The organism is Massilia frigida (assembly GCF_011682175.1).
In the GTDB taxonomy this organism is placed as follows: Bacteria; Pseudomonadota; Gammaproteobacteria; order Burkholderiales; family Burkholderiaceae_D; genus Telluria_A; species Telluria_A frigida.
The window spans coordinates 1-866 of the sequence record NZ_WHJG01000144.1 but is presented as its reverse complement, the minus strand read 5'-3'; the positions used below and the strand labels follow the sequence as shown (position 1 = coordinate 866).

Annotated in this window: 2 protein-coding genes; both read right to left on the bottom strand. The window is 45.4% G+C overall.

The window, feature by feature from the left end:
• Positions 1 to 86: 86 nt before the first annotated feature.
• On the bottom strand, positions 87 to 308 hold the full coding sequence (locus F2P44_RS34395; protein ID WP_167094579.1) for a hypothetical protein: 222 nt from the start codon (positions 306 to 308) through the stop codon (positions 87 to 89).
• Positions 309 to 317: 9 nt separating this feature from the next.
• Entirely contained in the window at positions 318 to 512 is a 195-nt protein-coding gene (locus F2P44_RS36780; protein WP_167094581.1) for a DUF4329 domain-containing protein, read from the bottom strand.
• Between the last annotated feature and the right edge of the window lie 354 nt (positions 513 to 866).

The following is an 866-nucleotide window of genomic DNA, read 5'->3' as shown; positions in this document are numbered from 1 at the left end:
ACCTACGAGATTGACCATGATTCCGCCACCTTAAACCAGCAGAGTCCGTCTAACTTCGAAAAACGTGATCAAAAATCACGATTTCCTCATGCCGACCGGTTCAGGAAAATAGTTTTGCAACTGGCTCGATAGATTGCAGTTGCTTCCATCTCGTTTTGAAAAAAACCTACCACACTGACCAGTTTTCCGTCAAAACGCTCTGAAGCAACAATTAACTGCACAATTGACACCTCCACAGGAGTAGATGCCATTGCTGGGATGAATGCTAGCCAAAAATTCAAAAGCACAACCACGATGATTTTTTTCATTTCGACTCCTTATTTCGCTCCGCGACCCAAGATAACCACCTTCCCACCGAATGGCTTGTTGGGAACAGGCGTATATTTCAATATGAGCCCATCCGGGTTGCCCAAATATATCGGAACGCCCTCATAATCAGAGATTTCCTGGTCACCTCCGGAAAATATCGTAGACCAGTGGCCTAGCTTATGATCACCATGCGTGTGATAAATTCCCCCATTTGACTGTTAGCGGGACACGATGGAATTCCTGTCGCATGTGTCCTTGTCCCTGTTACTGGTGAAGTATACGTACATTTCCGTTTCGAAATGATGCATATTCGTCCGCCATATTCTAAATTCTCTTTAATTGAACGTGGATTAATGTCGCGAATAGCTTGCATTGCAGCCTTATCGGGTGTCGAATAAATATCACCCGGTGCGAGCCCTAACTGATCACTTAATGAGCCAATTGCAAAACGATTTTTCTGAACTGGCCGGCATCACGGGAGCGCGACTTTCCATCGCATTTTCGTGATGCTGGACGAATTCTGGTCGGTTATGGTGGCGGAATCATGGTTAATCTCA

Bases quoted from the DNA above. Each gene is read 5' to 3' on its own strand.
- F2P44_RS34395 (WP_167094579.1), bottom strand. From the start codon at position 308: ATGAAAAAAATCATCGTGGTTGTGCTTTTGAATTTTTGGCTAGCATTC.